At 73.7% G+C, this 26,167-nt stretch carries 18 protein-coding genes; 8 read left to right on the top strand and 10 right to left on the bottom strand.

What is annotated here, in order from left to right:
* Positions 1 to 63: 63 nt before the first annotated feature.
* The 3 genes from K7G60_RS03215 to K7G60_RS03205 form a co-directional block, all read right to left on the bottom strand.
* On the bottom strand, positions 64 to 831 hold the full coding sequence (locus K7G60_RS03215; protein WP_041131329.1) for an enoyl-CoA hydratase/isomerase family protein: 768 nt from the start codon (positions 829 to 831) through the stop codon (positions 64 to 66).
* A gap of 88 nt (positions 832 to 919) precedes the next feature.
* Positions 920 to 2,182, bottom strand: a complete 1,263-nt coding sequence (locus K7G60_RS03210; protein WP_225799228.1) for an Ig-like domain-containing protein — start codon at positions 2,180 to 2,182, stop codon at positions 920 to 922.
* A 162-nt stretch (positions 2,183 to 2,344) separates the two neighbouring features.
* Positions 2,345 to 3,523 carry an Ig-like domain-containing protein gene (locus tag K7G60_RS03205; RefSeq protein WP_225799309.1) on the bottom strand — a complete coding sequence of 393 codons (1,179 nt, stop codon included), beginning with the start codon at positions 3,521 to 3,523 and terminating at the stop codon, positions 2,345 to 2,347.
* Positions 3,524 to 3,738: 215 nt separating this feature from the next.
* On the opposite strand from K7G60_RS03205, the gene glgX reads away from it, so the two are divergent.
* A complete protein-coding gene (gene glgX, locus K7G60_RS03200; RefSeq protein WP_225799227.1) occupies positions 3,739 to 5,943 on the top strand; it encodes a glycogen debranching protein GlgX in 2,205 nt (734 codons plus the stop codon).
* Between the two features lie 9 nt (positions 5,944 to 5,952).
* Here the strand turns inward: glgX and K7G60_RS03195 are convergent, their stop codons facing one another.
* Complete coding sequence (locus K7G60_RS03195) at positions 5,953 to 6,801, bottom strand: hypothetical protein (protein WP_225799226.1); 849 nt, start codon at positions 6,799 to 6,801, stop codon at positions 5,953 to 5,955.
* A gap of 136 nt (positions 6,802 to 6,937) precedes the next feature.
* On the opposite strand from K7G60_RS03195, the gene K7G60_RS39355 reads away from it, so the two are divergent.
* The 6 genes from K7G60_RS39355 (at position 6,938) to K7G60_RS03170 (ending at position 15,453) form a co-directional block, all read left to right on the top strand.
* Positions 6,938 to 8,716 (top strand): ABC transporter ATP-binding protein, encoded by a 1,779-nt coding sequence (locus K7G60_RS39355; protein WP_374115573.1) that lies wholly within the window; start codon positions 6,938 to 6,940, stop codon positions 8,714 to 8,716.
* On the top strand, positions 8,713 to 10,554 hold the full coding sequence (locus K7G60_RS39350; RefSeq protein WP_374115572.1) for an ABC transporter ATP-binding protein: 1,842 nt from the start codon (positions 8,713 to 8,715) through the stop codon (positions 10,552 to 10,554). The genes K7G60_RS39355 and K7G60_RS39350 overlap by 4 nt, the downstream gene beginning before the upstream one ends.
* Positions 10,555 to 10,776: 222 nt before the next feature.
* A complete protein-coding gene (locus tag K7G60_RS39345; protein WP_374115571.1) occupies positions 10,777 to 10,950 on the top strand; it encodes a TetR/AcrR family transcriptional regulator C-terminal domain-containing protein in 174 nt (57 codons plus the stop codon).
* Between the two features lie 254 nt (positions 10,951 to 11,204).
* Entirely contained in the window at positions 11,205 to 13,223 is a 2,019-nt protein-coding gene (locus tag K7G60_RS03180; RefSeq protein WP_225799224.1) for a M4 family metallopeptidase, read from the top strand.
* 75 nt (positions 13,224 to 13,298) lie between these two features.
* Positions 13,299 to 13,955, top strand: coding sequence for a response regulator transcription factor (locus K7G60_RS03175; RefSeq protein WP_225799223.1), 657 nt, complete (start codon positions 13,299 to 13,301; stop codon positions 13,953 to 13,955).
* Positions 13,948 to 15,453, top strand: coding sequence for a histidine kinase (locus K7G60_RS03170; protein ID WP_225799222.1), 1,506 nt, complete (start codon positions 13,948 to 13,950; stop codon positions 15,451 to 15,453). The genes K7G60_RS03175 and K7G60_RS03170 overlap by 8 nt, the downstream gene beginning before the upstream one ends.
* Positions 15,454 to 15,456: 3 nt before the next feature.
* On the opposite strand, the gene glgP is transcribed toward K7G60_RS03170, so the two are convergent.
* From glgP to K7G60_RS03140, 6 genes are all read right to left on the bottom strand, one after another.
* Positions 15,457 to 18,012, bottom strand: coding sequence for an alpha-glucan family phosphorylase (gene glgP / locus K7G60_RS03165; protein WP_225799221.1), 2,556 nt, complete (start codon positions 18,010 to 18,012; stop codon positions 15,457 to 15,459).
* 116 nt (positions 18,013 to 18,128) lie between these two features.
* A complete protein-coding gene (locus tag K7G60_RS03160; RefSeq protein ID WP_225799220.1) occupies positions 18,129 to 19,460 on the bottom strand; it encodes an FAD-dependent monooxygenase in 1,332 nt (443 codons plus the stop codon).
* Positions 19,461 to 19,676: 216 nt separating this feature from the next.
* Complete coding sequence (locus tag K7G60_RS03155; RefSeq protein WP_225799219.1) at positions 19,677 to 20,780, bottom strand: monodechloroaminopyrrolnitrin synthase PrnB family protein; 1,104 nt, start codon at positions 20,778 to 20,780, stop codon at positions 19,677 to 19,679.
* Positions 20,781 to 20,869: 89 nt separating this feature from the next.
* Entirely contained in the window at positions 20,870 to 22,300 is a 1,431-nt protein-coding gene (locus K7G60_RS03150) for an MFS transporter (protein ID WP_308080062.1), read from the bottom strand.
* Positions 22,297 to 23,727 carry a 4-hydroxyphenylacetate 3-hydroxylase family protein gene (locus K7G60_RS03145; RefSeq protein ID WP_225799218.1) on the bottom strand — a complete coding sequence of 477 codons (1,431 nt, stop codon included), beginning with the start codon at positions 23,725 to 23,727 and terminating at the stop codon, positions 22,297 to 22,299. The genes K7G60_RS03150 and K7G60_RS03145 overlap by 4 nt, the downstream gene beginning before the upstream one ends.
* Positions 23,728 to 23,900: 173 nt before the next feature.
* Positions 23,901 to 24,899 carry an AraC family transcriptional regulator gene (locus tag K7G60_RS03140; RefSeq protein ID WP_225799217.1) on the bottom strand — a complete coding sequence of 333 codons (999 nt, stop codon included), beginning with the start codon at positions 24,897 to 24,899 and terminating at the stop codon, positions 23,901 to 23,903.
* A gap of 118 nt (positions 24,900 to 25,017) precedes the next feature.
* Between K7G60_RS03140 and K7G60_RS03135 the strand changes: the two genes are divergently transcribed.
* Positions 25,018 to 25,959 (top strand): SDR family oxidoreductase, encoded by a 942-nt coding sequence (locus tag K7G60_RS03135; RefSeq protein ID WP_225799216.1) that lies wholly within the window; start codon positions 25,018 to 25,020, stop codon positions 25,957 to 25,959.
* Positions 25,960 to 26,167: the final 208 nt, after the last annotated feature.

The following is a 26,167-nucleotide window of genomic DNA, read 5'->3' as shown; positions in this document are numbered from 1 at the left end:
GGCCGCACGGAGGCGTCCGCGGGGGCCGTTCCGGTGGAATCGGCCCCCACCCGTGAAGGATCGTCAGGCGAACTTCGCCTTGCCCGGCCCCTCCTCGACGAAGCTGCGCATCCCGGTCTCGCGGTCCTCGGTCGCGAACAGGGCGGAGAACCAGGTGCGCTCGATGGCGAGACCGGTGTCGATGTCGGCCTCCAGACCCTGGTCGATCGCCTCCTTCGCGGCCCGCAGGGCGACGGCCGGCCCCTGCGCCAGCTTGGCGGCCCAGGCGTGCGCCTGCTCGTACACCTCGGCGGCCGGGACGACCCGGTCGACCAGACCGAGCGTCAGGGCCTCGTCGGCCTTCACCATCCGGCCGGTGAAGATGAGGTCCTTGGCCTTGGAGGGGCCGACGAGCCGGGACAGGCGCTGGGTGCCGCCCGCGCCGGGGATCAGGCCGAGGAGGATCTCCGGCTGGCCCAGCTTGGCGTTGTCGGCGGCGATCCGGTAGTCGGCACAGAGCGCGAGTTCGCAGCCGCCGCCGAGCGCGTAACCGGTGATCGCGGCGACGACCGGCTTCGGGATGCGGGCGACGGCGGTGAAGGAGTCCTGCAGGGCGCGCGAGCGCTTGACCATGGCCACGTGGTCCATGACCTGCATCTCCTTGATGTCCGCGCCGGCCGCGAACACCTTCTCGCCGCCGTAGAGGACCACGGCCCGCACGTCGTCGCGGTCGGTCGCCTCCTGGGCCAGCTCGCGCAGCCGGTCCTGGGTGGCGATGTCCAGTGCGTTCATCGGGGGGCGGTCGAGGCGGATCGTGCCGACGCCTTCGGCGACTTCGAGGTTCACAGTCATGGGGAAAGATTAGTGGCCGTTAACGAGAAGGGGCCCGGTGCTGTTGCTCACAGCACCGGGCCCCTTCAGGCCGTGTCCGACGGGAGATCTAGGCGATCCACTCCGACCAGTCCATGTTCCAGCCGTTGAGGCCGTTCTCCGGCTGGATCTGCTTGTCCTTGGAGTTCTTCACGATCACGACGTCGCCGATGATCGAGCTGTCGTAGAACCACGCCGCCGGCATCGAGCTGTTCCCCGCGCCCCGCTGGTCCTGCAGGCCGACGCAGCCGTGGCTGACGTTCGCGGAGCCGAAGGTGGAGGCGGAGGCCCAGTAGTTGCCGTGGACGAAGGTGCCCGAGGTGGACAGGCGCATCGCGTGCGGCACGTCCTTGATGTCGTACTCGCCGCCGAAGCCGACCGTGGCCCCGTTCATGCGGGTCACCTTGTACTTCTCGCTGATGACCATCTGACCGTTGTACGTGGTCGTGGACGGCGCGCCCGCGGTGATCGGCAGCGTCTTGATGATCTTGCCGTCCCGCTCGACCTTCATCGTCTTGGCGCTCGCGTCGACGGTGGAGACCTGACGACGGCCGATGGTGAAGGAGATCGTCTTCTTCTGCTTGCCGTAGACGCCGGGGCGGCCCTCGACGCCGTCCAGGTTCAGCGCGACCGTGACCTTGGTGCCTGCGGCCCAGTACTCCTTGGGACGGAAGTCGAGCCGGTCGTTGCCGAACCAGTGGCCCTCGATCTCGACGGCCGGCACGGCCGTCACCTTGATGGCCTTCTCGACGGCCTCGGGGTCGGTGATGCCCCGGGTGAAGTTGATGGAGACCGGCATGCCGACGCCGACGGTCGAACCGTCCTCGGGCGTGTAGTGACCGATGAAGGTGTTCTGCGGGACCAGCGTGGTGAAGGTGGTGTCCTTCGCCGACTCGCGGCCCTCGGCGTCCTTCGCGATCGCGTGGACCTTGTACTGGGTGGCCGCGGCCAGGTGCGCGGTCGGCGACCAGCTGGAGCCGTCCGCGGCGATCTTGCCCTCGACCTCGGTGCCCTTGGAGTCGGCGACCGTGACCGTGGTCAGCTTGCCCTGCGACGCGGTGACCTTCAGGGCCCCGCTGGTGGCGACCGAGTCGGCGCCGTCCTTCGGAAGGATCGTCACGACCGCCTGGGAGGCCGCGTTCTCCTGCTTGCCGCCGCCCTGGGCCGCAGGCCCCTGTCCACCCGCGCCGCCGGCGCCGGTCTCACCGCCGCCGCAGGCGGTCAGGACCAGGAGCAGCGCCCCCGCCGCCAGGGCCTGCAGCCTGACGCCCCCGCGTCGGCCGCGCCGCCCCGTCGCCCCTACCGATGCCCCCGATATCGGCTGCCCGTTCACTGTGGTCTTCTCCCCTCGCACGGCCTGGCAACGCCACGGCCCCACCCCCGTGCGCATCCACTCGCGCACACAGCGCTAGATAATCACACCGCGGGACACGAAAGTTCCTCGTGAATGTCACCGTTCGGCACCAGTCGGCGTGATACGGGGGACCGCCCGGACTCACCGCAGCGCGGAGCCCGCCTTCCACCGGCTCCACTCCAGGTTCCAGCCGCCGAGGCCGTTGTCGGGAGCGACCTCCTTGTCGCGGGAGTTGACCACCTCCACCACGTCGCCGATGAGCGTCCGGTCGAAGAACCAGCCCGCGGGCGAGTCCGCGCTGCCGCCCTTCTCGTCCCGGAGGCCCACGCAGCCGTGGCTGACGTTCGCGGAGCCGAAGGTGGACGCGTCGGCCCAGTAGTTGCCGTGCAGGAAGGTCCCCGAGTCGGTGAGGCGCATCGCGTGCGGCACGTCCTTGATGTCGTACTCGCCGCCGAAGCCGACCGTCCTGCCGTCCATCCGGGTCACGTCGTACAGCTCGGTCACGACCATCTTCCCGTTGTACGTGGTGGTCTTCGGCGCGCCCGCGGTGACCGGCAGCGTGGCGAGCACCTCGCCGTTCCGCCGGACCTCCATCGTGTGCCGCTCGGCGTCGACCAGGGAGACCTGGGAACGGCCGACGGTGAAGCCGACCTTCTTCCGCTGGATGCCGTACACCCCGGGCGCCCCCTCGACGTCCCGCAGGGCGAGTTCGACGGTCACCTTCGTGCCGGGCCGCCAGTACGCGGCGGGCCGGAAGTCGAGCCGCTCCTTGCCGAACCAGTGGCCGACGACCTCCACCGGCGGCTCCGAGGTGACGCGGATGGCCCGCTCGACCTCGGCCCGGTTCTCGATCGGCCGGTTGAAGCCGAAGGAGACGATCATGCCGGTGCCGACCGTGGAACGGTTCTCCGGCTTGAAGTAGCCGATGAAACGGGACCCGGGGACCACGGTGGTGAAGGTGGTGTGCCGGGCCGAGCGGCGCCCGTGCCCGTCGAGCGCGACCGCGTCCACGCTGTACTTGGCGGCCAGCGCGAGCCGGGTGCCCGGCCGGGGCCGCCAGCCCAGTCCGTCCGCCGAGATCTCCCCGGCGACCTCGGCCCGCCGGCCGTCCTCGACCTGCACGACCGTCACCCGCTCGAGGCGACCGCTGTCCACCCTCACCTCGACGGGCCCGTCGGCCGGCACCGCCCGGCTGCCGTCCTCCGGGGTCACCCGGATGACGTCGCCCGGGGCCCGCGCCTTGCCCGGCAGGCTGATGTCGACGCCCCCTCCGCCGTCCGCTCCGGTGCAGCCCGCGAGGCCCGTCGCGAGCCCCGCCATCAGTCCCGTCACCACGAGGGCCCGCCTCGCCCGCTTCCATGCAAATGTCACGCTCGGCCCAACGACGGCCACCCTCCAGGGGAAACGTGCGTGCGGGTCATGTTGGGAGCACGGCCGTGCGGGCAGAACAGGGGGAGAACCACGCGCGGGAGCGGCGGCCGGGACGCCGCCGCTTCCTTGGGTGCGGGCCCGACGAGCCGCGGGAGGCCGGGACGGTGACGAGCGCAGCCGAGCAGGAGGCGGTGTCCGAGCATGCCCTGGAGCAGGCCGGACCACCGGTGTGGCCGGGCGCGCCGACGCCCCTGGGGGCCCGCTGCCGGGTCGGCCCCGGCGGGGTGACGGGCACCAACTTCGCCCTGTGGGCGGGCGGGGCGGAGGCCGTGGAGCTGTGCCTCTTCGACGCCGACGGCACGGAGACACGGCTCCGGCTGACCGAACTGACGCACGAGATCTGGCACGGCTTCGTGCCGGGCGTCGGCCCGGGACAGCGGTACGGCTACCGGGTGCACGGCCGCTGGGACCCGTGGACGGGCGCCCGCTGGAACCCGGCCAAGCTGCTCCTCGACCCGTACGCCCGGGCCGTCGACGGCGACTTCGCGGCGCTGCCCCCGGAGGCGTACGGGCACGTCCGGGACTGGCCGCAGCAGCACGTGGCCGACACCGTCCGCGACGAGCGGGACTCCGCCCCGCACGTCCCCAAGGGGGTCGTCGTCCACGACGACGACGACTGGTCCGACGACCGCAGGCCCAAGACGCCCTGGCAGGACTCGGTCATCTACGAGCTGCACGTCAAGGGCTTCACGAAACGGCACCCCGGCATCCCGGAGCACCTGCGGGGCACGTACGCGGGACTCGCCCACCCCGCCGCGATCGACCATCTCGTACGCCTCGGGGTGACGGCGGTCGAACTGCTCCCGGTCCACCAGTTCGCACACGAGGACCACCTCCTGCGGCGCGGGCTGCGCAACTACTGGGGCTACAACTCGATCGGCTACTTCGCCCCGCACGCCGGCTACTCCTCGTCGGGGACGACCGGGCAGCAGGTCGGCGAGTTCAAGCGGATGGTGCGGGCGCTGCACGCGGCCGGCATCGAGGTCATCCTCGACGTCGTCTACAACCACACGGCGGAGGCGGGCGAGCTCGGCCCCACCCTCTCCCTGAAGGGCATCGACAACCGCGGCTACTACCGGCTCCAGTCCGACGCCCGCCGGTACGCCGACTACACGGGCTGCGGCAACACCCTGCACGTCGTGCAGCCGCAGGTCCTCCGCCTCATCACCGACTCCCTGCGCTACTGGGTGACCGAGATGGGCGTCGACGGCTTCCGATTCGACCTGGCGGCGGCCCTCGCCCGCTCCTTCCACGACGTCGACATGCTCTCCCCGTTCCTCGCCGTCATCGCCCAGGACCCGGTCCTGCGCCGGGTCAAGCTGATCGCCGAACCCTGGGACGTCGGCAACGGCGGCTACCAGGTCGGCGCCTTCCCGCCCCTCTGGACCGAGTGGAACGACCGCTACCGGGACGCCGTGCGGGACTTCTGGCGCGGGGCGCTGCCCGACGTGCGGGACCTCGGCTACCGGCTGTCCGGCTCCAGCGACCTGTACGCCTGGGGCGGACGCCGCCCGTACGCCTCGGTCAACTTCGTCACCGCGCACGACGGCTTCACCCTCCGCGACCTGGTGACGTACGAGCGCAAGCACAACGAGGCCAACGGCGAGGGCAACCGGGACGGCACCCACGACAACCGCTCCTGGAACTGCGGCGTGGAGGGCGAGACCGACGACCGCGAGGTCAACGCCCTCCGCCTGCGCCAGCAGCGCAACCTCCTCACCACCCTCCTCCTCTCCACCGGCGTCCCGATGCTCGTCGCCGGCGACGAGATGGGCCGCACCCAGGGCGGCAACAACAACGCCTACTGCCAGGACAACGAGCTCGGCTGGCTCGACTGGTCGCTCCCGGACGACCCGGGCCGGGCCGGCCTGCTCGCCCTCGCCCGCCGGCTCCTCTCCCTCCGTCACCGCCACCCCGTGCTGCGCCGCCGGGCCTTCTTCTCCGGCCGGCCGCAGGGCGCGGACGGGCTGCGGGACCTGGCCTGGTTCACCGCCGAGGGCACCGAGATGACGGAGCGGGACTGGTACGCGCCGACGGCCACGCTCGGCCTCTACCTGTCGGGCCGGGACATCCCGGGGCGGGACGCGCGGGGCGAGCAGATCACCGACGACAGCTTCCTCGCCGTCCTCCACGCCGGCCACCGCCCCCTGGAGTTCCGGCTGCCGGGCCCGCCGTGGGCGGAGTCGTACGAACTGGTCGTCGACACGGCCCGGGAGGACCAGTCGACGGCCCCGGGCACCCGTCACCCGGGCGGCGGGACGCTGCCGGTGGGGGCCCGGTCGGTGGTGCTGCTGCGGGTGGGGGCGTGAGGGGGCGGATCAGTCCCGGGCGGCGAGGGCCGCTTCGAGACGGGCGAGGTGGCGGGCCTCGGCCTCCCTGCGGACGGCGGCGAAGCGCCGGTCGACGAGGAGGACCGGGACCAGCCACGCGTAGCCCCAGACGCTGAACGAGTCGACGACGCCGGTCTGGCGGAGCAGCTGGTTGGTGACGAAGGCGAGCAGGACGGAGACCGCCCAGGCGGCCGGACGGTGGCGCCCGAGGATCCGTACGGGTGCGTTCCACGGGCCCGCGAGGGCTTCGAGCGTCGTGGCGCGCACGGCGGCCTCCCGGTCGACCGGGTCGGCGGCCTCGGCGGCGCGGGCGGCAGCCAGGGCGGTGCCGGTGCCGTCCTTCGCGAGGGCGTCGGTGAGGGCGCGGGCCTGGGTCACCGTCGTGGCGTGGCTCTCCCGCGAGGCGACGGCCTCGCGTGCGACGTTCATCCGCAGGTCGTCCCAGTAGCCGCGGCGGGCCCAGCGTTCGACTGCGGTGACCCGGTCGGACTCGGCGGATCCAGGATCCAGTTCCTTGACGCGCCGGGAGAGCGCGGCGGCACGGGCGGCGCGGCCCGGGTGGTCGAAGCCGTCGGCGCGCAGGCACAACTCGGCGTATCCGGCGAGGAGCCCGAGGTGGTCGGCGTCCAGGGCGAGGCCGGCGCGGAAGGCCTTCTCGGCGGCGTCGTCGTGGTCGTCCTCGTCCTCCGCCACGTGGCCGAGCGCGAGCCAGCAGTACAGGTCCGGGTGGGGGCCGAGCTCGTCGAGGCCCTCCTGAGCGGCCCGCCGGACGGCCGCCGTGCCGCCGGCGAGGAAGAGCCGCTCGCAGCGGTCGCCGTAACTGTCGAGTGTGGTCATGTGAGGTGCCGCCCCTTGTGTCTGGACCCCGTGCGGGGTCGCGCAAGTCTCCGACGTGCGGCTTCGCGGGGACAAGGCCGGACGGCACCGAAAATCGGGTGAGGCGTGACAGTGGCGAACCGTATGGTCGGACCTGATGCCCGAGAAACCGATCCCCCCACGTCCCGACCGCTCGACGACCCGCGTCCTGCTCCGTCTCTGGCCGTACGTGCGGCCCGTCCGGGGCCGCCTGTTCACGGCCGCGGTCGTCGCGATCGTCGCCTCCTGTCTGTCGCTCGTCATCCCGCTCGTCCTGAAGTGGCTGGTCGACGGCCCCGTCGCGGACCGGAACCCCGGGGGCGTCTGGCTCGGCGCGCTGTACCTGCTGCTCCTGGGGATCGCCGAGGCCGTCCTGTTCGGCTTCCGCCGCTGGCTGGTGGCCCGCCCGCTGTCCGCCGTGGAGGCCCGGATGCGCGCCGACCTGTACGGCAGGCTCCAGCGCCTCCCGATCGCCTTCCACGACCGGTGGGCCTCCGGACAGCTGCTCTCGCGCGGGACGACGGACCTGATGCTGGTCCGGATGTTCCTGGCCTTCCCGCTGACGTTCCTCCTGGTCAACGGCGTGACGATCCTGGCCGGTTATGTCCTCCTCCTGACCCAGGACTGGACCCTCGGCCTCGTGCTCCTCACGCCCGTGCTCCCGCTCGTGCTCCTCTCCAACCTCTTCGAGCGCCGGTACGGGATCGTGGCGCGCAGGGCACAGGACCAGGTCGGCGACCTGACGACGGTCGTCGAGGAGAGCGTCCTCGGCATCCGGATCGTGAAGGGCTTCGGCCGCCACCGCAGCCAGGCGAAGGCGTTCCGCGAACTCTCCGGACACCTCCGCGGCACGGAACTGGCCAAGGCGCGGCTGCTCGCCATGATCTGGGCCGTCATCACCGTCGTACCGGAACTGGCCATCGGGGCCGCCCTCGTGCTCGGCACCGTCCAGGTCGCCGACGGGGACCTGTCGGCGGGCACCCTCGTCGCGTTCCTGTCGACGGCCCTGGCGCTGCGCTGGCCGGTGGAGTCGATCGGCTTCCTCCTCGCGATGAGTCAGGAGGCGGCGACCGCGACGGAACGCTACTTCGAGGTGATGGACGCCGAGGAGGAACCGGACACGGCCGCCGCCTCCGAGGACGTCGGCGCCCCGGACGGGGTCCGCTTCGAGGGCGTCACCTTCCGCTACCCGGACGCCCCCGAGGGGACGCCCCCCGTTCTGGACGGCGTCGACCTCCACATCCGCCCCGGCGAGACACTGGCCCTGGTCGGCGGCACCGGCTCCGGCAAGACCACCCTCACGGCCCTCGTGCCCCGCCTGCACGAGGCGACGGCCGGCCGCATCCTCCTCGACGGCGAGGACACCGCCCTCATGGAACGGGAGAAGCTCCGCTCCCTCGTCTCCATGGCGTTCGAGGAACCGACGCTGTTCTCCGCGAGCGTCGGCGAGAACGTCCTGATGGGCGCGGAAGGAGCCGGCGACCAGGAACTGCGCCGCGCCCTGGGCGTCGCCCAGGCGGACGGCTTCGTCGACCGGCTGCCCGAGGGGACCGCGACCCAGGTCGGCGAGCAGGGTCTCAGCCTCTCCGGCGGCCAGCGGCAGCGGCTCGCCCTGGCCCGCGCGGTGGTCGGCAAGCCCCGGTTCCTGGTCCTGGACGACCCGCTCTCGGCGCTCGACGTCCACACGGAGGCCCGGGTCGAGGCGGCCCTGCGGGAGGTCCTCAAGGAGACGACGGCCCTGGTCGTGGCGCACCGCCCGTCGACGGTGATGCTCGCCGACCGGGTGGCGCTGCTCTCGCACGGCCGGATCGCGGCCGTGGGCACCCATCAGGAACTGCTGCGCAGCAGCGCCGAGTACGCCTGGCTGATGTCCGGCGAGGGGAACGGGAACCGATGACGGACACCACGCTCGAAGAGAAGACGACGAAGGCCCCGGCCGCACCGTCCGACCCCTTCGACCGCGACGACCTGCCCGCACCCCCGGGAGCGACCGGGGCCCTGCTCCGCTCCCTCCTCGCCCCCCACCGCGGGCGGGTCGTGGTCGCGGCCCTGATCCTCCTCGTCAGGGAGGCGGCGCTGCAGGCGGGCCCGCTGCTCGTCGCGTACGCCATCGACCGCGGCGTCCCGGCCTTCCGCGCGGGGGACCACGGGCCCGTCATCGCCGTGGCCACCGGCTACCTCCTCTGCGCCACCCTGTCGGGCGCCCTCCAGTACGCCTTCGTACGCGGAGCGGCCCGCATCAACCAGGACGCGCTGCTCGACCTGCGCGGCCGGATCTTCCGGCACGCGCAGGTGCTGAGCGTCGACTTCCACGAGCGCTACACCTCGGGCCGGCTGATCTCCCGCTCGACCACGGACGTCGAGTCCCTCCGCGAGCTCCTCTCGGAGGGCCTGCAGGAACTGATCGGCGTGGTCCTCTCCTTCGTCTCGATCTCCCTGATCCTCCTCTCCCTGGACTGGGGCATCGGAGCGGTGGCGGTCGCCTCCTTCCTCCCCCTCCACCTCCTCATCCGGCTCTACCGGCGGCGCGCGGGCGAGGTGTACGCGGAGCGTTCCACGGCCATCGCGGGCGTGATCGTGAAGTTCGCGGAGACGATGAACGGCATCCGCCCGGTCAGGGCGTTCCGCCGGGAACGGGCCAACGACGCCGAGTTCGCAGCGCTCAACCACCGCCACGAGCGGAGCAACGGCGACGCCCTCCTCGAAATGGCCCGCTACGTGGTCGGCTCGCGCCTGGTGGCGAACACGGCGGTGGCCGGCATGTGCCTCTGGGGGGCGTACCGAGTGGCGGCCGGCACACTCGAACTGGGCGTGCTCGCCGCGGCGGTCCTCTACATGCGCCGCCTGTACGACCCGATCGACCGCCTCGGCATGTTCCTCAACTCGTACGAGTCGGCGGCGGCCTCCCTCACCAAGATCGCCGGCCTCCTGGCCCAGGAGCCGGGGGTCCCGGAGACGACGGCACCCCGCGAACTCCCCCGGCGCGCCGGGGCACCCGGCAGGGAGGTCGTCTTCGACTCGGTGAGCTTCGCCTACCGGACGGGCGGCGAGGTCCTCCCCCGCTTCGACCTGACGATCCCGGCCGGCCAGACGGTCGCGGTGGTCGGCGCGACGGGCGCGGGCAAGTCGACACTGGCGAAACTGCTGGCCCGCTTCTACGACCCGACGGAAGGCCAGGTCAGGCTCGACGGCGTGGACCTCCGCGACCTCACGACACCCGACCTCCGCCGCGGGATCGTGATGGTCACCCAGGAGGCGTTCCTCTTCTCCGGCACGGTCGCGGACAACATCGCGATCGGCCGCCCGGACGCGACCCGCGGCGAGATCGAAGCGGCGGCTAAGGCCATCGGGGCCCACGAGTTCATCACCGGCCTCCCGGACGGCTACGACACGGACGTCCGCAAGCGCGGCGGTCGCATCTCGGCCGGCCAACGCCAACTGGTGGCCTTCGCCCGCGCCCTGCTCGCGGACCCGGCGGTCCTGATCCTGGACGAGGCGACCAGTTCCCTGGACGTGCCGGGCGAGCGGGCGGTGCAGCGGGCGATGGACACGGTCCTGGCGGGCCGTACGGCGGTGGTCATCGCGCACCGCCTGTCGACGGTCGAGGTGGCGGACCGCGTCCTGGTGATGGAGTCGGGCCGGATCGTGGAGGACGGCCCCCCGTCGACGCTGGTGAAGGGCGACGGCCACTACGCGGGCCTGCACCAGGCGTGGCGGGACAGCCTGGTGGGTTGAGGGCGGACGGACAGAAGGGGGGTGTGGAGGGTTCCGCGTTCGGGACGTGAAGCGTGATGTGTGGCGCCCCGGCGCCGTAAGTCGTGCAGTCCCGAACGCGGAACCCTCCATGCCCCCCCACGCCCGCCCACGGGCTCACCGCAACAGCACCGGCACCGCCCCGCCGGCGAGGACCATCGGCTCCCGGCGCGGCTCGACACGGGCCTGTCGGACGGCGAGTGGATGGAACAGAATGAGCCACGGTTCGACGCGATGCAGTCGGGTGGTCCGTATCCCCTGCTCGATGCCGTCACCCATGACGGGGGCTTCGAGCTCAGTCTGGAGAGTCTCTTCGAATTCGGGCTCCGCAGAACGTTGGACGGCATCGCGGCCATGATCGAGGAAACGTCCGCTTAACGAACACGGGCATTCGGACAGCGGACGATTTCCGGCCAACTTCTCGCCACAGTCCTGACAGGTACCCGTCATCCCTGTCACTCTCTCCCCGGTTCTTCGCACCACCGTTCACCGCGTCACTCGAACGGGTTCGGGCCCGACGGTCCCGCCCCCGCCGGGTTCCGCGTCACGAGTACCCGCTCCACAGCTCTCCTTGCTCCGCCCGGACGGACTCACCCAAGTCCGCCGGTACCCCCCTCGCTTAAGGAGTCTGCGTGAGATCCACGCCCAGCCGTCGCGCCACCGCGACCGGCGCTCTGATCGCCGCCGCCGCCATGCTCACCCTCGGCGTCCAGGCCGGCACCGCCTCCGCCGGCACCTTCGGAGCGGCCCCCCAGGCGGCCTCCGCCGGCAAGGTCAACCCCGGCAAGCTCCCGGCCGACCTCTCCCCCGCCGAGCGCGCCGCGCTCATCAAGGCGGCGGACGCGGACAAGGCCGCCACGGCCAAGTCCCTCGGCCTCGGCGCCCAGGAGAAGCTGGTCGTCCGCGACGTCGTCCAGGACCGCGACGGCACGACCCACACGCGCTACGAGCGCACCTACGCCGGGCTGCCCGTCCTCGGCGGTGACCTGATCGTCGCCGAGACCAAGGCCGGCGCCACGACCGGGGTCATCAAGTCCAACCGCGCCGAGCTCAAGAACGTCGACCTCGCCGCCGACGTCGCCCCGGCCGCCGCCGAGAAGCAGGCCCTCGGCCTCGCCGCCGCGGAGGGCTCGAAGAAGACCACCGCCGACCGTGCCCCGCGCAAGGTCGTGTGGATGGCCCAGGGCGCTCCCGTCCTCGCGTACGAGACCGTCGTCGGCGGCATCCAGCACGACGGCACCCCGAACGAGCTGCACGTCGTGACGGACGCGAAGACCGGCGCGAAGCTCTACGAGTGGCAGGCCATCGAGACCGGCATCGGCAACACGCAGTACAGCGGCCAGGTGACCCTCGGCACCGCGCCCTCGTACACGCTGACCGACACCGCGCGCGGCAACCACAAGACGTACAACCTCAACCGCGGCACCTCCGGCACCGGCACGCTGTTCACCAACAGCACCGACACCTGGGGCAACGGCCTGCCGTCCAACCTGGAGACCGCGGGCGCGGACGCGCACTACGGTGCCGCCCTCACGTGGGACTACTACAAGAACGTGCACGGCCGCTCCGGCATCCGCGGTGACGGCGTCGGCGCGTACTCCCGCGTCCACTACGGCAACGCGTACGTCAACGCCTTCTGGTCCGACTCCTGCTTCTGCATGACGTACGGCGACGGCACCAACAACGCCAAGCCGCTGACGTCCATCGACGTGGCCGCGCACGAGATGACGCACGGCGTCACCTCCAACACCGCCGGCCTGGTCTACAGCGGCGAGTCCGGCGGCCTCAACGAGGCCACCTCGGACATCATGGCGGCGGCGGTCGAGTTCCACGCCAACAACGCCAACGACAAGGGCGACTACCTCGTCGGCGAGAAGATCGACATCCGCGGCAACGGCACCCCGCTGCGCTACATGGACAAGCCGAGCAAGGACGGCTCGTCCAAGGACGCGTGGTACTCGGGCATCGGCTCCATCGACGTCCACTACTCCTCGGGTCCGGCGAACCACTTCTTCTACCTGCTCTCCGAGGGCAGCGGCGCCAAGACCGTCAACGGCGTGAGCTACGACTCGCCGACCTCCGACGGCCTGCCGGTCACCGGCATCGGCATCGACAAGGCCCGGATGATCTGGTTCAAGGCGCTCACCACCAAGTGGGGCTCCTCCACCAACTACGCCGGCGCCCGCACGGGCACCGTCGCGGCGGCCACCGAGCTGTACGGCGCGGGCAGCGCCGAGGTCCTGGCCGTGGAGAACGCCTGGGCGGCCGTCAACGTCGGCTCCCGCCCCGGCGGCCCCGGCGGCGGCACGGTGTTCACCAACGACGCCGACGTGTCCATCCCGGACAACGGCGTCGCGGTCACCTCGACGGTCAACGTCACCGGCATCACCGGCAACGCGCCCTCGACCCTCAAGGTCGGCGTGGACATCGTCCACACCTACATCGGTGACCTGGTCGTCGACCTCATCGCCCCCGACGGCTCGGTCTACAACCTGCACAACCGGTCCGGCGGCAGCGCCGACAACATCAACCAGACCTACACCGTGAACGCCTCCACCGAGGTCGCCAACGGTGCCTGGAAGCTCCGCGTCCAGGACAAGGCGTCGATCGACACCGGCTACATCAACAGCTTCAAGCTGACCTTCCCGTAAGCCGCATCGCACGGGACGGGCGCCCGGAGGGATCGTTTCCCTCCGGGCGCCCGCGCGTCTGCATACCCTGGCGGCATGATCAGGGTGCTGCTCGCCGACGACGAGACGATGATCCGGGCCGGGGTGCGGGCCATCCTCGCCGCCGATCCCGGGATCGAGGTGGTGGCCGAGGCCGGCGACGGACACGAGGCCGTCGAACTCGCCCACCGGCACCGGCCCGACGTCGTCCTGCTCGACATCCGGATGCCCCGGCTCGACGGGCTCGGCGCGGCCGAGGAACTGCGGGCGACGGTGCCGGACGCGGCCGTCGTCATGCTCACCACCTTCTCCGAGGACGCCTACATCGCGCGGGCGCTCGGCAGCGGCGTGAGCGGCTTCCTCCTCAAGTCCGGGGACCCGCGCGAGCTGATCGCCGGGGTCCGGGCCGTGGCCGGGGGCGGTGCCGCCCTCTCCCCCACGGTCGCCCGACGGGTCATCGACACCCTCGGCGGCGAGCGGTTCACCCGCGCGGCCGAGGCGCGGACCCGGCTGGAACCCCTCACGGGCCGGGAGCGGGAGGTCGTCGCCCTCCTCGGCGCCGGACTCTCCAACCAGGAGATCGCCGCCCGCCTGCACGTCGTCGAGGGCACCGTGAAAGCGCACGTGAGCGCCGTCCTCGGCAGGCTCGGCCTGCGCAACCGGGTCCAGCTCGCGGTCCTGGCGTACGAGGCGGGCCTGGTCCCCGGTGCGTGAGCGCCTCTTCGACCTGGGACTGTGGCTGCTCCTGTGCGTGCCCGTCCTGCTGGGGTCGGACCCGAACGACGGCGGGAGCTGGGCCGGGGTCGTCGTCGGCGTGACGCTCCTCGGCGGCTGTGTCGCGGTCAGCCGGAGGTGGCCGCCGGTGCCGGTCGCGGTCACGGTCGCGGTGAGCCTGTGGTCCACCCCGGAACTGTTCACCGCCTCGTACAGCCTGGCCCTGATCGCCTTCGGCTACCTCGCCGGGCGGCGGCAGGAGCGGGCGCGGGCGGCGCTGTGGCTGTTCGGCGCGGTCGCGGCGGCGGGGCTCGTCCTGACGGTGGTCACGCACGCCTCGCCGGGCCAGTGGTTCACGCTGCTGCTCTCGCTGGCCCTCGCGATCGTGGCGCCCTGGCTGATCGGCCGTTACGTGCGCCAGTACGACCGGCTGGTGCGCAGCGGCTGGGAGCTGGCCGACCGGATGGAACGGGAGCAGGCGGCCGTCGCCGACCGGGAGCGGCTGCGGGAGCGCTCCCGGATCGCGGGCGACATGCACGACTCCCTGGGCCACGACCTGGCCCTGATCGCGGTCCGCGCGGGCGCCCTGGAGGTCGATCCGGCGCTCGGTCCCGCCCAGCAGGACGCGGCCGGCGAGCTGCGGCGCGCGGCGGCGGACGCGACGGCCCGGCTGCGGGACATCATCGGCGTCCTGCGCGAGGACGACGCCGTGGCGCCGACGACCCCGGCCGGGGAGACGGTCGAGGAGCTGACGGCCCGCGCCCGGGCCTCGGGGCTGGCCGTCACGCTCACCACGACACCGGTGCCGACGCTGCCGGGGATGTCGGGCCTCGCCCTGCGCCGGGTGGTCCAGGAGGGCCTGACGAACGCGGCCAAGCACGCGCCGGGCGCGGCGGTCTCGGTCGCCGTCACCGAGGACGGGACGAGCGTCCGGGTCAGGGTGGTGAGCGGCCGCGGATCGGCGGGAGCGACGCTGCCCTCCGGCGGGACCGGGCTCGTCGGGCTCGACGAGCGGGTGCGGCTCGCGGGCGGGACGCTGGCGCACGGGGTCACCGGGGACGGCGGTTTCGTCCTGGAGGCCGTCCTGCCCCGGAGCGCCCCGGCGCCGCTGCCGGCCGCGCCGCGGTCCGCGCGGGAGCTGGACCGGGCCCGCCGCGAGGTCCGCAAGGGCCTCGCGCGGGCGATCTGGATCCCGCTCGCGCTCCTCGCCGGTCTCGGCCTGCTGATGGCGGGCGTCGCCCTGTGGACGCAGGCCCGGTCGTACCTGGAGCCGGAGGACTACGCCCGGATGCGGGTCGGGCAGTCGCTCGCGGAGATCACCGAGCTCTCCGACGGGCTGCCCGACCACCCGCTGGACGGCAGGCCGCAGCGCGCCCCGGCGGAGCCGCCCGGCATGGACGAGTGCCGGTACTACCGGTCCACGATGCTGGCCGCGATCCCGGTGTACCGGCTGTGCTTCGTCGACGGGCACCTCGCCGACAAGGCGGAGGTCCCCTAGGAGCTACCTCAGCAGCACTCCCGCCCCCTCCCCCGTCGTCTCCGACGGCAGCGCCACGAGGCCGAGTTCGGCCGGCTGGGCGAGCAGCGGGTGGGCGGGCAGGACGCGGACCGTGCAGCCGAAGGAGCCCGTCCGATCGAGTTCCAGGGTGCCCGCGTAGGGCAGCCGTCCCTCCAGGTCGGGGCCGCCGGCCGGCTTGAGGGTGACGGTCCGGGTGGCGGCGAGGGTGTCGTCGGCGTCGACGCGTCCGGTGACGGCCTGGACCTCGACGTCGTCGGGGCCGAGCGCGCCGAGCGCCACCCGGACCCGGACGACGGGCGTCGCGCCCAGCTCCGCGTCGGCGAGGTCGTCCGCGAGCCCGTCGCCGACCTCGACGTGGTCGACGGCCACCCGGGGCCAGGCCTCCCGGACCCGGGCCTTCCAGGCGGCGAGGTCCCGCGCCCGGGCCGGGGTGAGGGCCCGGCGGGCGCCTGCGGCGGGCACGTACAGCTTCTCGACGTACTCGCGGACCATGCGGTCGGCGAGCACCTTCGGGCCGAGGTCGGCGAGGGTGCGCCGGACCATGGCCGTCCAGGCGACCGGCACCCCGTCGGGGCCCCGGTCGTAGAAGCGGGGGGCGACCCGGCGCTCGATCAGCTCGTAGAGGGCGGCGGCCTCCAGGTCGTCGCGGCGGTCCTCGTCGGCGGCGGCCGCGCCGTCGGCGGTGGGGATGGCCCAGCCGAAGTCGGGCCGGAACCACTCGTCCCACCAGCCGTCGAGGACGGAGAGGTTGAGGCAGCCGTTGAGGGCGGCCTTCATGCCGCTGGTGCCGCAGGCCTCCAGCGGGCGCAGCGGGTTGTTGAGCCAGACGTCGCAGCCGGGGTAGAGGCCGCGGGCCATCTCCATGCCGTAGTCGGGCAGGAAGACGATCCGGTGCCGGACCCGGGGGTCGTCGGCGAACCGGACGAGTTCCTGCACGAGCCGCTTCCCGCCGTCGTCGGCGGGGTGGGCCTTGCCGGCGACGACGAGCTGGACGGGCCGCTCGGGGTGGAGGAGGAGGGACCGCAGCCGGTCCTTGTCCCGCAGCATCAGGGTGAGCCGCTTGTACGAGGGGACGCGTCGGGCGAAGCCGATGGTGAGGACGTCGGGGTCGAGGACGGACTCGGTCCAGCCGAGTTCGGCGGCGGCCGCGCCGCGCTGCCGCCAGGAGGCCCGCAGCCGTTCCCGTACGTCGGCCACGAGCCGCTCGCGGAGGGTGCGGCGCAGCTCCCACAGCTCGCGGTCGCTCGCGTCCGGGTCGAGCCGGGCCACTTCGGGGGCGACCCAGGTGGGGGCGTGGACGCCGTTGGTGACGGAGGTGATCGGCACCTCGTCGGCGTCGAAGCCCGGCCAGAGGCCGGCGAACATGGAGCGGCTGACGGCGCCGTGGAGGGTGGAGACGCCGTTGGCGCGCTGGGCGAGGCGCAGGCCCATGGCGGCCATGTTGAAGACGTCGGGTTCGCCGCCGAGCGGGGTCTCGTCGCCGAGGGCCAGGATCCGGCCGAGGTCGACGCCGGGAAGGGCGCCGTCGTCGCCGAGGTGGCGGGCGACGAGGGCCCGGTCGAAGCGGTCGATGCCGGCCGGGACGGGGGTGTGGGTGGTGAAGACGGTCCCGGCCCGGACGGTCTCCAGGGCGCTGTCGAAGTCGAGTCCCTCGCCCTGGAGTTCGCGGACGCGTTCGAGGCCGAGGAAGCCGGCGTGGCCCTCGTTGGTGTGGAAGACCTCGGGGGCGGGGTGGCCGGTGAGCCGGGTGTAGGTGCGGACGGCGCGGACGCCGCCGATGCCGAGGAGCATCTCCTGGAGGAGCCGGTGCTCGCTGCCGCCGCCGTACAGCCGGTCGGTGACGCTCCGTTCGCCGGGGGCGTTCTCCTCGACGTCGGAGTCGAGCATGAGGAGCGGGACGCGGCCGGCCCGGGCGATCCACAGGTGGGCGTGGAGGCTGCGGCCGCCGGGCAGGGCGAGGGTGATCCGGGCGGGGGTGCCGTCGGCCTCGCGGAGCAGGGTGACCGGCAGTTCGCCGGGGTCGAGGACGGGGTACTGCTCCTGCTGCCAGCCGTCGCGGCCGAGGGACTGCCGGAAGTAGCCGTGCCGGTAGAGCAGGCCGACGCCGATCAGCGGGACGCCGAGGTCGCTCGCGGACTTGAGGTGGTCGCCGGCGAGGATGCCGAGGCCGCCGGAGTACTGGGGCAGGGCGGCGGCGACGCCGAACTCGGGCGAGAAGTAGGCGACGGCGGCCGGGGCGTCGCCGGGCCGGCCCTGGTACCAGCGGGGGGCGTGCAGATAGTGGTCGAGGTCCTCGGCGGCGGCCCGCAGCCGGGCCAGGAAGTCCTGGTCCGCGGCGAGCGCGGTGAGCCGGGGCGCCTCCAGGGCGGCGAGGACCCGGACGGGGTCGGCGCCGGTCAGCCCCTCGGGGGCGAGGGATTCGAAGAGCTCCCGGGTGGGCTCGTGCCAGGACCAGCGCAGGTTGTGGGCGAGGTCGGCGAGGGGTCGAAGGGTGTCGGGGAGGACGGGACGCACGGTGAATCGACGGATTGCCTTCACGTTGTCCACCTTCGCAGGCGAGTACGGAGCGGAGCGGGCGCACCACGCTGTGCGTCCGGCGTGCCGCTCCGACGGTAGGGCACGCCCGCCCGTCGGACCACGGGGCGTCGGGGGCGTCAGGGGGCGGGGACGGCGGTCCCGTAGGGGGAGCCCTGGTTGACGGTGGCCGGGTCGAAGGCTCCGGTGACGGCGTACCGGCCGGCGATGGCGGCGAGTTCCTCGGCGGGGATGACCTGGTGGACGTCGGTGAAGCCGTGCGGGGCGCGGGCGTGGGCGAGGTCGATGACCACCTCGGGGCCGAGCTGCCGGTTGGCGTGCTGGAGCGCGGTCATGGCGGGGCGGCGCTCGCGCTCGTACGCGGCGAGGCCCTCGGCGGGGTCGTCGGGGTGCCGGGCGAGGGCGTGGGCGAGGGCGCGGGCGTCGACGATCGACTGGGTGGCCCCGTTGGAGCCGATGGGGTACATGGCGTGGGCGGCGTCGCCGATGAGGGTGGTGCGGCCGTGGGTCCACCGGTCGAGGGGGTCGCGGTCGACCATCGGGTACTCGTGCGCGGTGTCGGCGGCGCGCAGGACGGCGGGGACGTCGACGCCGTCGAACTCCCAGCCCTCGTAGTGCGGGAGGAAGGTCTCGACGGGGACGGCCCGGTTCCAGTCGCCCCGCAGCCGATCCTCGCCGGCGGCCGCGGGGGTGTCGGCCGGGCGGGCGAGCGCCCAGTTCACGAGGACCTCGCGGCCGGGTCCGGTGGGCCGGCTCATGGGGTAGACGACGGCCTTCTGCCGGTCGTCGCCCGCGATGAGCATGAAGGAGCCCACGGCCCGCGCGGGCATCCGGGAGACTCCCCGCCACACGAGCATCCCGTTCCACGGGGGCCCGCCCTCCGCGGGGTTGAGTGCCGCGCGGACGGCGGAGCGGATGCCGTCGGCGCCGACGAGGACGTCCGGTTCGAGGGAGGCCCGGCCCCGGACGGGTCCTTCGCGGTGCTCCAGGCGCAGCCGGGGCCGCCCGTCGGGGAGCGGTTCGACGCCGGTCACCTTGACGCCCGTGACCAGGGCCGCGGTGCCGAGCCGGGCGCGGACGGCGCCGGCCAGGACCTGCTGGAGGTGGCCGCGGTGGACGGACAGCTGGGGCCAGCGGTAGCCGGCGCCCAGGCCGCGCGGTTCCCGGGATATCAGGCTGCCCGAGCGGTGGTAGTAGCGCAGCTCGCGGGTGCGCAGGGCGCCCGCCTCCAGGGCGTCGAGGAGGCCGAGGGCGTCGAGTTCGCGGACGGCGTTCGGCATCAGGTTGAGTCCGGCGCCGACGGGGCGGATGGCCGCGGCGGCCTCGACGACGGTGACCCGCTCGAATCCGGCGGCGTGCAGCGCGAGGGCGGCGGTGAGGCCGGCGACGCCGCCGCCGGCGATGAGGATGTGGGGGCCGTGGCCGGGGTGGGCCGGGGTGCGGGGGGACATGACGACTGCTCCTTCGCGTGGTGGGGGGGTGTCTTGCCGGTCGGGCCGGATCGGGGAGCGGTGTCCGGTGCCCGGGGTCTCCCCGGGCCCGCCGGGGCCGAGGGGCCGCCTCGCGAGGCGGCGGAGGGAGGCGGCGCGGGGCGTCGGCGACCGACGACGACGCGTCGGGGCGCGGTGCCGGGCGCCGCGGGCCCGGCCTGACCGGCAGGACATCCCCTAGGCCGGGTGGCCGACGGGCATGCCGACGGGACGGCGCCGCTCGGTGGCGCGGCGCACCATGGTCTCGTTCTCCCTGGTCAGGTCCAGGATCGAGCGCAGCAGCGTGACGGGGGCGCCGCCGCTGCCCTCCTCGTACAGGCGCACGCCGTCGCTGTACGCCTTGCGGGCGATGCCGAGGTGGCGGGCCCGGAAGGTCTTCAGGATCCGCAGGACGCGGCCGAGCGCCTCGGCCGAGGCGGTGAGCGTGGGCGGCAGCCGGTCGGCGCCCTCCCAGCTGACGGCCGCCGACAGCTTGCCGACGGCGGAGATCCCGCCGCGGTGCCGGGCGTGGAAGGCGCGCCAGGACGGCAGGGCGTACGGCAGGGACTCGGCGAGGAAGGCGTCGTAGGCGGCGTCGGAGCGGTCGCACTGCCACAGCGTCAGGTCGACCAGCCAGAGCGGGACCTGTGCTGCGGCGGGGCCGAGGTAGTCGCGGCCCGCGACCTCGACCTCCTCGAAGTAGGGGCGGAGGGTGAGCGCGAAGTACTCGGGCGGGACCTGCGCGACCGTGAGGTCGATGGAGTCCACCATCGCCCGCACGTGCCCGGCGATCCGGTGGAGGGCGGTGGCGAAGCCGGGGTCGTACGGTTCGAGGCGGGCGACCCGGGCGCAGTCGTCGAGGGCCGCGACGAGTCCGGGGAACACCGTCCGTACGGCGTCCTGGAGGAGGGCCTCGGTGGGGTGGCCGGTGTAGGTGCGGCGGCGGGGGCCCTTGGGGTTCCAGGTCGTGTAGTGGTGGACGGTGTCGCGGGGCACCATGTCGGTGCGGCGGCCGAGGAGTTCCAGGACGGGCAGTGCCTCGGGGACCGCGTGCAGCGGCTGCACGCCGTGCCGTTTCAGGGAGCCGAGCAGGATGCCGAGGTCCCGCATCGCGGCGAGCGCGCCACCGACGCTCCACTGCGCGGCCCGTTCCAGGTCGGGTGTCAGGGCGCGCAGGGCGACGGTCAGGGCGGCGGTGTCGGCCCGCGCGTTCATCGCGGGCACCGCGGCGAGCAGGGCGTCGGCGCCCAGCGGGTCGGCGGCGCGTATGTCCTCGGTCGTGTGACGCGGGTCGCCGAGCAAGGGGGACCTCCGTTCTTCGGGGCTGGGTGTGCCGGGGGACACGGCTCACTCGCCGGGTGGTCGTGGGCATCGCGGCGTGGGGAGCGGGGTCAGTAGGGGTCGGGCAGCCGGTCGGCCGGTGCCGTGGACCGCTCCCGTGCGTGCAGGCGTACGGAGAGCAGGGCGGCCAGGGCGGCGAAGGCGGCGCCGGTGAGCAGGGCGGCGCGGAAGCCGGCGGTCTCGGCGGCGGCCCCGGCCGCGTCGGTGGCCCCGGTACGGGTGGTGGCGACGGCGACCAGGACGGCGAGGCCGAGGACGGAGCCGAACTGCTGGCTGGTGTTGACGAGTCCGGAGGCGAGTCCGGTCTCGGCGGGCGCGGCCCCGGCGGTGGCGGCCACGTTGGTGGTGACCACGACCAGCGGCAGGGCCGCGCCGAGGAGGAGGCTGGGGGCGAGGACGGTGCCGGCGAAGGTGCCGTCGGCGGTGAGCGCCAGGGCCAGCCAGAGGGTCCCGGCCGACAGCAGGACGAAGCCGAGGGTCATGGTCCGGTGCAGGCCGGCGCGGAGGATGATCCGGCCGGTCTGCGGGGCGACCACGACGACGACGAGGGAGAGCGGCAGGAGGCCGAGGCCGCCGCCGAGGGGCGCGTACCCGAGGACGCTCTGGAGGTAGAGGCTCACCAGGAAGAACATCGGGAACAGCGTGGTCTGGGCGAGCGCGGCGAGGACGTTGGCAAGGCGGAGCGCGGGCCGGGCGAGGACCCGGGGCGGGACGAGCGGGGCGGCGGCCCGGGTCTCGACGGCGGCGAAGACGAGCAGCAGCGCCAGGCCCGCCCCTCCGGTGCCGAGGGTGCGGGCGGTGAGCCATCCGGTCTCGGCGCCGCCGACGAGGGCGTGGGCGACGAGGCCGAGGCCGGCGGTGGCGGTGAGCGCCCCGGCGAGGTCGAAGCCGCCGCGGAGCACGGCTCCGGGGCGGTGGTCGAGGATCCGGAGGGCGAGGGCGGCGAGGACGGCGGCGAGGAGCACGTTCAGCCAGAACGTGGCGCGCCAGCCGAGGACGTCGGTGAGGACGCCGCCGAGGACCGTGCCGAGGACGCCGCCGAGGCCGCCCATGGCGGCGAAGGCGCCGAGGGCCCTGTGCCGGGCGGGGCCGTCGGGGAAGAGCAGGAGCAGCAGGGCGAAGGCCGCGGCCGCGGCGAGGGCGGCGCCGGCGCCCTGGGCGGCGCGGGCCGCGACGAGGGCGTCGGCGCCGGGGGCGAGACCACCGGCGGCGGAGGCGACGGCGAGCAGGCCGAGGCCGCCGAGGAAGACCCGCCGGTGGCCGAGGAGGTCGGCGACGCGCCCGCCGAGGAGGAGCAGTCCGCCGAAGGCGATGAGGTAGGCGTTGGCTACCCAGGAGAGGCCGGTGGAGCCGGAGCCGAGGTCCTCGCCGACGGAGGGCAGCGCGACGTTGACGATCGCGGTGTCCGTGATCAGCAGCAGTTGGGTGGAGGCGAGCAGGGCGAGCGCTCCGCGCCGTGGGGCCGGTGGTGGCGTCGTCACCGGGTCGTCCCCAGGCCGTAGCCGTCGAGGCAGGCCCGGGCGAGGCTCTCGCACTCCCCCGCCGAACCGGCCCAGGTCTGCATGGTGAGGTAGACGTGGGGGGCGCCGTGGTAGAAGCGCTCGTACTGCTCGTGGCGGCCGGCGAACTCCGAACCGAGCGCGTCCCAGGCGAGCTTGAGGAGCTTGACGCGGTCCTCGGCGGGGTGGCCGGGGGTCGCGAAGTAGCGGCGGACCAGCGGTCCGAGTTCGGGGTGGAGGAGGTCGCGGCCGCTGGCGGGGAGCTGCACGAGGGCGCCGCCGGCGAGGAGCTTGATGTCCTGGACGGCGCGCGGGTAGAGCTCGCCGGCCATGATCCGCTGGGCGAAGGAGATCTCCTGCCCGGGGCGGACGCCGCCGCGCCCGCCGTCGACCTCCTCGTAGGAGGCCTCGGCGGCGAGGACGAAGGCCTTGGCCTGGGCGACCATGCCGAGGAGCCGGCCGAGGGCCTGGGTGACGGGCGGCAGTTCCCCGGTGCCGTTCGAGCGGGTGAGGAGGATCGCGAGGCCGGTGAGGAACTCCAGCTTGGTCCAGAAGCGGGTGGCGGACTGGTGGACGAGGTTCAGGTAGGCCGGGGTCCGCCACCAGATCGCGCCGGTGGTGGCCGGGTCCCGGTAGGTGAGGACCCGTTCCCAGGGCACGAAGACGTCCTCGCAGACGAGCATCGCGTCGTTCTCGTCGTACCGGGAGGAGAGCGGGTGGTCGAAGACGGACCGGGCGCGTTCCTCGTAGGAGGTGCGGGAGATCAGCTTGAGGCCGGGGGTGTCGAGCCGTACGGAGAAGGTGACGGCGTGCTCGGTGTCGTCGTCGGCGAGCGGCTCGATGGTGCCGACGAGGAGTTCGTCGGCGAAGACCGCGCCGGTGCCGACGGTCTTGGCGCCGCGGACGACGATCCCGCCGTCGCGTTCCTCGACGACCCGCAGGGTGAGGTCGTCCTCGCCGCGGCCGGAGGCCGGGTTGGTGAGGGTGAACGCGGTGTGCAGGTCGCCCTCGGCGAGCCGGCGGTGGAAGGCGAGGGCGTGGTCGGCGCCGTCGAAGGTCCCTCCGGTGAAGACGGCGGGCGCGGCGGCGAATCCGGCCGCGCCGGCGGCCATGTAGTCGGGGGTGCGGCCGAGGAAGCCGTAACTCGCCCGGGCGGTCGTGCGGAAGGCGCGGCGGCGGGCGACGAGGTCCTCGTACGAGCGGGGCACGGCTCCGGCCCGGCGCACCCCGCCCCGGACGAGGACGGGGCGGTGCACGGGGTCGGCGGCGAGGTCGAAGAGTCCGGCGAAGGAGGCTGCCGTGGCGCGGAAGGCGGGGTGGGCGGTGACGTCCTTGACGCGCTCGCCGTCGAGCCAGATCTCGCGCCCGTCGCGCAGTCCCTCCAGATACTCCTGCCCGGACCTCGTCACCGGTGTCTCGCCTCTCCTCGGGGGTCGCGGCTGTGCCGGTCCCGAGCCTGTCCGGGCGGCCCCGTCCGGACAATGAACGTCCGTCCAGGGGTCCTTAAGAACCGTCCAGGGGCTCCCGAAGATGTCAGGTCGGGCGGCTCGGACGGCGCCGACCGGTGCCGGCCGGCGGCGGATCAGGCGGCTCTGGTCTCTCCCGACCGGTATTCGCCTGGGGTCATCCCGAACCATTTCCGGAAGGCGAGGTGGAAGCCGACGGCGCTCCGGTAGCCGACGCGTTCGGGCACGGCGGACTGCGGGAGGGAGGTCTCGGCGAGGAGCCGGCCGGCCTCCTGCATGCGGCGGGCGGAGAGGTACCGGGCGGGGGACTCGCCGACGAGTTCGCGGAAGGCGGCGGTGAACGCGGAGCGGGACATGCCGACCTCGCGGGCGAGGGAGTCGATGGTCCACGGTTCGGCGAACCGGGTCGCCATCATGACGACGGCCCTGCTGATCCCGGGGTGGCGGAGCAGCGGCAGCGAGGCCGGGTTGCCGGCGAGCTCGCGGAGCAGCGGGCGGAGCGCGAGGACGAGCGCCATCTCGAAGGCGCGCAGCGTGATGAGCCGGTCGCCGGGGCCGACGGGCCGGTCGGGGGCGGCGAGCAGCCGGAGGGTGTCGCGGAGCAGCGGCTCGCGGTCGACCTGGTGGCCGTCGAGGACGAGGGCCCAGGGCAGGGAGGTGTAGAGGCCGGTGGCGGCGCCGGCGTCGTAGTGGAGGCCGGCGCACAGGAAGCGGCTCTCGGGGCCGCTGCCGTCGATGACGATCTCGCCGGAGGTGCCCGGCTGCCGTTCGGGCAGGACGGCCTTGAGCGGGACGCCCTGGCGTTCGGGCCGGTCGGAGAGGCGGTGCGCGGCGCCGGTGGGGAAGACGACGAGGTCGCCGGCGTGGAGCTCGACGGGGGTCTCGCCTTCGGCGGTGATCCAGCAGTCGCCCTCGACGACGTAGTGGAGGACGGCGCAGCTGTGTTCGGCGTCTCCTTCGATGGCCCAGGGGGCGCGGACGTGCCAGCGGCTGTCGAAGACCCCGGTGAGCCGGAGGGGTTTGAGGAGTTCGCTCAGCAGGTCCTCGTGCTCGCCCTCGCCGGGAGGATCGAGGGGGTCGCGCTGGTCGTGACGGTCGGTTCCCACGGTTTCCATGGACGATCCTTCAACTTCCGCCCCGGTTTGTTAATTGAACGGCCGAAGCCGCCGCGGCGAGCCTGGAGGGACGCAGACACGGCAGCGGCGACAGCCTATCGAAGGGCCTTGGACACACATGGACAGTGAGATTCCGATGCGGGTGGCGGTCGTGGGCGCGACCGGCTTCCAGGGCGGCGAGGTGGCCCGTCTCCTCGCCGAGCGCCACCACGGGGTGCGGGCCCTGTCCCGGCGCCCGGAGGCGGACCGGCCGCCGCTCCCCGGCGCCTCCTTCGTCGCCGGCGACCTGGGGGTCCCGGGCGATGTGCGGCGGCTCTTCGCGGGGACCACGCACGCGTTCGTCACGATGCCGCTGGTGTACGACGGGGAGCGGGTGGAGGCGTACGCGCGGAACGTCGCGGAGGCCGCCCTGGCGGCGGGCACGGAACGGCTGGTGTTCAACGCCAACACCCGTATCCCGCCGGGTCCGACGGACGTCGCCGCCTTCGAGACGCGGCGGCTCGCGGAGCGGGTGCTGCGGGACAGCGGGGTGCCGCTGGTCGTGCTCCGGCCGCCGGTGTACCTGGACAACCTGTTCTCCCCGTGGAACGGGCCCGCCCTCGTCGACGAGGGGGTCCTCGCCTATCCGCTGCCGGAAGCGGCGCGGACGGCGTGGCTGTCGCACCGGGACCTGGCACGGGCGGCGCTCGCGGCGCTCACCCGGGAGGGCCTGGAGGGCCGGACCTTCGACATCGGCGCGGACCGCGCCCTGACGGGCCGTGAGCTGGCGGCGGCCTTCGGGCGGGGGCTCGGCCGGACGGTGCGGTACGAGGAGCTGGATCCGGCCGTGTTCGAGCGGGGCCTGGCGCAGCTGCTCGGTCCGGAGACGGCGGCGGGGGTGGCGGGGATCTACCACCACATGGCGAGCGGCGCGGATCCGCTGCTGATGGCGGACGACGACGGGGTGTCGTCGGAGGTCCTCGGCGTGGAGCCGGCCCCGGTGGAGGAGTGGGTGGCCCGCCGGCCCTGGCAGGTGTGGTCGTCGGACGCGGAGGAGCCGGACGCGTCGCCGCGCCACTGATCCCGGAACGGAGAAAAGGGCCCCTCCCACAAAGGCGGGGCCCTTTTCTTGTCCGGGTCCCGTCCTTGCCCGCGTCCCTACGCCCTAGTAGTTAACAAAGCGCCGGATTGCCCACCCGACAACCGTGGGAAGGCTCCTGCGGTACAACCCCCGACCCCGTCTCCCCGTGCCCCTCCTCCATCCCGGTTCATCCCTGTGGACCCGCCAT

This window comes from Streptomyces sp. NK15101, assembly GCF_020400725.1.
Taxonomy (GTDB): domain Bacteria; phylum Actinomycetota; class Actinomycetes; order Streptomycetales; family Streptomycetaceae; genus Streptomyces.
Note: the sequence above shows the minus strand (reverse complement) of the source record. Positions and strands in the feature narration are given on the sequence as shown.